The organism is Kitasatospora sp. NPDC056181 (assembly GCF_042266225.1).
In the GTDB taxonomy this organism is placed as follows: domain Bacteria; phylum Actinomycetota; class Actinomycetes; order Streptomycetales; family Streptomycetaceae; genus Kitasatospora.
Genome location: NZ_JBHJUK010000114.1, coordinates 22,918 through 29,264 on the forward strand (window position 1 = coordinate 22,918; position 6,347 = coordinate 29,264).

Genomic DNA, 6,347 nt, shown 5'->3' on the forward strand with positions numbered 1-6,347 from the left:
GTCCACGACGTGGTTCCGTTCCCCACACGTCGGACGGTTGAGAAAAGGCGATGGCCTTCACCACTTGGTGAAGGCCATCGCCTCATGCGCTAACTGTTTTCCTGACTAGTCCTCGTACGAAGGCCTGTCGTTGCGCGGTCCATTAATTTCCCCGGTCACCCAGGCGATAGATTCGGGACGTTCCCCCGTAGCGGATCGACAGAACTCCCTGATTGCCTCCCTGACCTGCGGCAACGGCACAGCGCTGGCGGGATCATGAAACCTCGGGTAATAGGGGTCGCACACGAGTCGAGAGTCGATCTCGGGTGGGGTGGGATTGTCAGAGATCCAGGCGTCGTCATAGATCCCGCCCTTCCTGCCGAAGACGAACCACACGAGAGCCCCGAACCCGGTCAGCTCGTTGGCCGCGACACGCAGGCAGGCACTGGGAAAGTCGGCCTGCGGTTCGAGGTAGCTGAACCAGGCCTCATCCTCGGTGACGCCGTCACTGCCGTCCCCTTCCTTCGGACTGATGAACCGAAGGGCTTCGGATATCAGCCCCTCGACTTCCTCCTGACTTGAGGGGAACATTTGCTTCCGGGCAAAGGAAACCCTGAGGATCACGGCTTGCGGACTCTTTTCCCTTGAAGTATTCCGACCTCTACCAGCTCTCCGGTGGCTTTGTCAATCCAGCGGACCAGCATCTTCTGGTCAGTATAGAGGATGCCCGAAACGGCCACTGCGCAGGGAATGTCGCATACTCCCCGACGATTATTGATGACCGCCTCTATAGTGGCGCCCTTCATTTCGGGCTTGTCCGCGAGATCCCAGGCGATTTTCGGCTCCGCATGGTCGGCACCCGGAAAGATCTTGACGTTGGCAGGGGGCTGGACGGGCGACTCGGGTCCCATGAGAAACGTGTTGAGCTCCTGGAAGTTTCCGCCCCATCCGCTCTGGATCGGATCCGCCACCGTAGCCAGCTTTCCGTCCGCCTGCCGCACCAGCGCCTGTCCCGTCGTGGGGCCCACGTCTCCAGACCGCTCTCCGAGGCTTCCGATTACCAGGATCACCTGGCATTTGTCGAAGGGGTTGAGGTTGGCGGGGTTGGCGTTGTGAACGAGAAGCGGGGTGCCGCCGGCCAGGACGAAGTAGGTGTGGAGGCCGTCGACGGTGAGGTTGTAGGCGTGCTCGAGGCCGGTCCAGTGCCGGATGGAGGCGACCTGGACGGTCGCGCCGGTGTCGGTGCGCAGGGTGTCGCCGACGTGGACCGCCGACGCGTCGGTCCAGGTGCGGGCGGACTCCACCCAGAACGGGTGGTGGTCGGTCGCGGTCACAGCGCTCTGGGTGCCGTCGTTCTGCCGGACGGTGAGTTCGGTGAAGTCGCGGTCGTCGGGGGTGTCGATGGTGTTCGTCACCGCGCGGGGGCCTGCTGTGCCGGTACTGGGATCCGCGGCGGCCACGAGGTCACCGATCCGGACGGTCTCAATGGCCTTGACGCTGCCGTCGCCCATGAGAACGCCGGTACCGGCGGGGAAGCTGTTGGAGGTACCAGGCTGGGTTGGGCAGCTTGCGCGCTTGACCGACGCGAAGGCCTCTTCACCTTCCAGCTGGTCGATGAGTGAACGGTCGATATTCCGGTCGCTGCGCAGAGCGTTCAGGGCGTCCTTGGTGCCGACACCGTCCTTGAGAGTGAGGCGGAATTTGGCGACCGCGTCGGCGGTGGAGGTGAGCTTGGCGAGGGCTGCCTTGCCGTAGCTGTCAAGGGTGGCCTGGACGGCGAGCTTGGCCTCCTCTATGCCGATGCCGGTCTCGAGGGCGTAGCGGAAGGCGACGATGGACTTGGCGCCCTTGGCGAGGGTGCCGTAGGGGATGAAGTTGGATGCGGCCCATGCGCAGGCGCTGTTGTGGAGGCTGGGGTCGTGGTAGCACTTGACGAAGTCGTCGGTGACGGCGTGCCAGAGGGCTTGGCCGCGGACGGCTTCCGGGGAGTAGTGGAGCTTGTAGTCGGCGTAGGTGATCGGGATGGTCTGGTCGTGCTGGTCGTTGATCTGGGTGCTGCCGACGACGACGGTGTCCCAGACGGTGTACTTGCCCAAACAGGCAGCGATGGACAGGCCGGGCTCCGGGCAGGTCCTCATCACGTAGTAGACCGTGCCGGTGACCTTGACGGTGGCCGGGAGGTCGCAGACGTCCTGGCCCTTGCCGTTGTCGTGCCAGACCTTGGTGTCGACGTTGCGCAGGAGCGTGTCGCCGTGGCCCAGGTAGAAGTCACCGGCGATGCAGGGGCCAGCGTTGTACTTGACCACGTCAGAGCTCAACCCGGTTTGGTCGACCTCGACATAGGCGATCCGGCCCTGGTCGTCGACCGTGGCGGTCTGGCTCTCCAGTTGACCGGCGAGGGTGTCGGTGCACTGCTTGGTGAAGAACGCGTCGCGGGCCTCGTCGGCGGCCTTCTTCGCCTCGTCGCGGCTCTTGGCCGCAGCCGCGGCGGAGGCCTGGGCCTGGTCTGAGGCGGTCTTGGCGTCGGCTGCGTACTGGCTCGCCTGGCTTGCGTAGCCGGTCGCCATGGCTGCCGAGGCGGAGGCGCTGCGGGCGTCGGCGTCGGCGGCTGCAGCGCTGGCCTGGGCCTGCTGCGCGGACCGGGCGGCCTGGGCGGCGGAGGCCTGGGCCTCCTTGGCGGACTGGGCGGCCTGAGCGGCGAAGCCCTGGGCCTGCTGGGCGGACTGGGCGGCCTGGTTGGCGTAGCCGGCCGCCTCGTTGGCGGCGCCGCGGGCGGTGGCGTAGGACTGGGCGGCCTGGGCCGCGTACTGCCGCGCCTCTGCCACGGTGCCGTCGATGGTGGCGAGGTAGGAGGCGATGGTGGCCACGTGGGCGGCGGTCATCGCGTCGCGCTGCTGGGCCGTTGGCAGGCCGGCCTGCAGGAATGCCACGAGGCGGTCGGCGGGGCCGGAGAGCACGGCCTGGGCCGCGGCCTTGACCTCGGGACCGCCGTTGGCCAGGGCCTGGGTGACCAGGACCCGGTTGTCGTCGTCACGGGCCTTGTACTGGCCGGTGGCCAGGAACGCGCGGACGTCGTCGATGGTGCCGTCCAGCGCCTTGCCGGCGGCCTCCTTCACACCCGGACCGCCCGCGGCCATGATCTGGGAGAGCTGGACGCGGTCGTCGTCGTCCTTGCCCGGGTACTGCCCGGTGGCCAGGAACGCCCGCACCTGCTCCGCGGTTCCGACGGAGGCGGTCTCCGCCGCCAGGCGCTTCTCCAGCTTGCCCGACGTTTGGGCGATCGCCATCACGCTGGTGCGGTCGTCGTAGTCGCGGGCGGTGGTCAGGTCGGTGCTCAGGAAGGCCCGGACGGTGTCGTCGTCGCCCTCGAGCGCGCTCTGTGCGGCGGCCTTGGTCCACGGGCCGGCGGAAGCCAGCAGCCGGAACGCGGCCTGACGGCCCTTGAGCACCGCGGCCTTCGGGTCCGCGCCCGCGGCGGTGGCGTCCTTGATCAGCTGCTCGGTGTCGGCGGCGAACCGGGTGGTCTTGCCGGATTCCCAGGCCGCGGTCTTCGCCTTCTGGTCGGCCTCGCGGGAGGCCTCCTCGGCGGCGGCCATTTCAGCGGCCTGCTGGGCGGCCAGGCGCTCCGCGTCGGAGGCGCGGGCGACGTCGGCGACCTTGTGGGCCTGGGTGGCGGAGCTAGCCGCCGAGTTGGCGTCCGCGTCGGCCGCGGTGGCCGCCGCCTGCGCGACGCCAGCCGCAGTGTTCGCGTCACCGGCATGTTGAGCCGCCTGCTCGGCAGCGGTCGCCGCCGCTTCCGCGTGAGCGGCGGCGTCGTTCGCGGCACGCTGGGCATCGCCGGCTGCAGCCGCAGCCTGGTCGGCGATCGCGACGGTGGCGTTGGCGGCGCGCGTGGCCTCCGCGGCGGCGGCCTGAGCACGGGCGGCGGCCTGGCGGGCCCTGGCCGCGTCCTCGGCGGACACCCCCGAGTAGTCGGCGGCTTCGAGGGCTGCCAGGGCAGCCGCGGCAGCGTTGGTGCCCGCCAACGCGGCGGCCTTCGCCGCAGTTCCCGCCTGCGTTGCCGCGAAGCCCGCCCACGCGCTGGCCTCGCCCGCGGTACGGGCGTCGACGGCGGCGTTGCGGGCGGTGACCGCGGCCGCGCGCGCTATGTCTGCCTGCCCGGCGTTACCGGCGGCGCCGGCGGCAGCGGCCAGCGCCCGCGTGGCGGCGTCACCGGCCTTCGTTGCGGCCGACGCCGCGTCCGCTGCGGCGTTGGCGGCCTGCCGGGAGGCCTCGTTCGCGGCCTTGGCCGCGGCGGAGGCGGTCTTGGCGGCGGCAGCGGCCCGGGTGGCGGCGTCCGCAGCACGGCCGGCGGCGTTGGAGGCCTTCCCGGCAGAACCTTGCGCCGCCTTCGTCTCCGCGGCGGCCCGTTCCGAGGCCTCCTTCGCCAGCCTGGTGGCATCCAGGGCCTTGCCCGCGGCATCCTTGGCGGTCTGCGCCTGCTGCCCCGCCTGCGCGGAGGCGTTGGTCGTCAGGTCCGCCAGCTGGGAGACCGTCAGCGTCTCCTGGTCGTGGGCAGCCGCGGTCTGGTAGCCGTACTGGAGGAACAGCTGGACGTCCTCCATCGAACCGTCCAGGGCGGCGCCGGCGGCCTTCTTCACCTCCGGTCCGCCGGAGGCCATCAGCTGGGAGAGGTGGACGCGGTCGTCGTCGTTCCTGGCCTTGAACTGGCCCTCGTTCAGGAACTGGTTCACATCGACCAGGGAGCCGTCCATGGCCTTGCCCGCGGCGTCCTTCACCCCGGGGCCGCCGGCCGCCATGATCTGCGACAGCCGGACCCGCTGGTCGTCCTCGTAGGCCTTCTTGGCACCCTTGTCCAGGAACGCCTTCAGGTCCGCCGCGGAGCCCTTCAGCGCGGCCATCCCGGCCTCACGTGCCCCGGGGCCCGAGGAGGCGACGAGTTCCTCGATCTGCGCCCGCAGGTCCTGGTCGGCGGCTGCCGCCTGACCGCTCGCCAGGAACTTCTTCAGGTCGTCGCTGGAGCCGGTCAGCGCGCTCTCCGCGGCCTGACGCACGGCCGGACCGCCGGCCTGCCAGGCGGCGACCGCCGCTACCCGGTCCGGGTCCGCCGTGGTCGCCCTCGGCGGCGCGTCGGCCGCCAAGGCCGGGGGCGTCAGCAGCCCTGCGAGGAGGCCGCCGGCCACGAGCCCGGTGGCCAGTCGCCACCGTGGGACCCGTGAGGTCCAGAATTCCCTCATCGGAATTCGCAATCCATTCTGTTGTCGGGGCACCGAGGTGCCGCCCGGGCCGTCGACGTGGATGCTGACGGCCCGGGGTGTTACCGGATTTGGCGGGCGTGTCTTGGGGCGCGCCATGTGGTCTGCCGCCCCGCCGCAAGGGGCGGGGCAGCAGGCGAGGTGTCCTGGACGGCCGGGTGACCCGGCCTGCGCAGTACAGGGGAGGGTGCCGGCCGGAGGCCGATGGCCCGTAAGCGGCGCGGGCCGCCTTCCGGCCGGCGCCCGGGGGTCAGCCGGCCGGGGTGGCGGTGATGTTCTGGATGGTGCTGCTGGTGACGGCGTAGAAGGTGGTCCAGCTGCCGTCGGCCTTCTTGTCGGCGGTCCAGATCTGCTGGTCGCTGCCGATGGCGAACAGGCGCACGGTGTCGCCGATGGTGGTGGCGGCGACCTGCTTGACGCCGCCGGCGTTGGGGACCGGGTCGAAGGTGGTCCAGGGGCCGTTGTCGGTGCTGTCGGTGGTCCAGATCTGCTGGTCGGCGCCGACGGCGAACAGGCGCACGGTGTTTCCGACGGTGGTGGCGGTGATGTGCTGGATTCCGCTGCTGGGGACGGCTGCGAAGGTGGTCCAGGTGCCGGCGGTGTAGTCGCCGGTGGTGGTCCAGATCTGCTGGTCGGCGCCGATCGCGAACAGGCGCACGGTGTTTCCGACGGTGGTGGCGGTCACCTGCTTGATGCCGCTGCTGGGCAGGGCCTCGAACGGGGTCCAGGTGCCGGCGGTGTAATCGCCGGCGGCGGTCCAGATCTGGTTGTCGCCGCCGATCGCGAACAAGCGCACCTTGTCGCCCATGGCGACGGCGCTCACCTGCTGCATCCCGCTGTTGCCCGGTACGGCCTCGAACGCGCTCCAGGCGCCGGTCGTGGTGCTCTTGGTGGCGGTCCAGATCTGGCGGTCACCGCCGATGGCGAACAGGCGCACCTTGTCGCCCATGGTGACGGCGCTGACCTGGCGGATGCCGCTGTTGTTCGGAACCTGCTCGAAGGTGCCCCACGTGTTCGCGGTGTAGGAACCCTCGTTGGCCCAGATCTTGCTGTCACCACCGACGGCGAAGAGCTGGCTGCCGGGGCGGGAGGCCTTCACCTGCGCCACCCAGC

At 70.2% G+C, this 6,347-nt stretch carries 3 protein-coding genes; all 3 read right to left on the bottom strand.

Going from position 1 to position 6,347, the window contains the following annotated elements; translation table 11 throughout:
* Positions 1-105: 105 nt before the first annotated feature.
* A complete protein-coding gene (locus ACFC1F_RS32195) occupies positions 106-603 on the bottom strand; it encodes an Imm1 family immunity protein (RefSeq protein WP_376163649.1) in 498 nt (165 codons plus the stop codon).
* Positions 600-5,216, bottom strand: coding sequence for a polymorphic toxin-type HINT domain-containing protein (locus tag ACFC1F_RS32200; RefSeq protein ID WP_376163651.1), 4,617 nt, complete (start codon positions 5,214-5,216; stop codon positions 600-602). Before ACFC1F_RS32200 ends, ACFC1F_RS32195 begins: the two co-directional genes overlap by 4 nt.
* 268 nt (positions 5,217-5,484) lie before the next feature.
* Positions 5,485-6,347: hypothetical protein (locus tag ACFC1F_RS32205; protein WP_376163653.1), on the bottom strand; the 863-nt coding region annotated here is incomplete at its 5' end.

Bases quoted from the DNA above. Each gene is read 5' to 3' on its own strand.
- ACFC1F_RS32200 (WP_376163651.1), bottom strand. From the start codon at position 5,216: ATGAGGGAATTCTGGACCTCACGGGTCCCACGGTGGCGACTGGCCACC.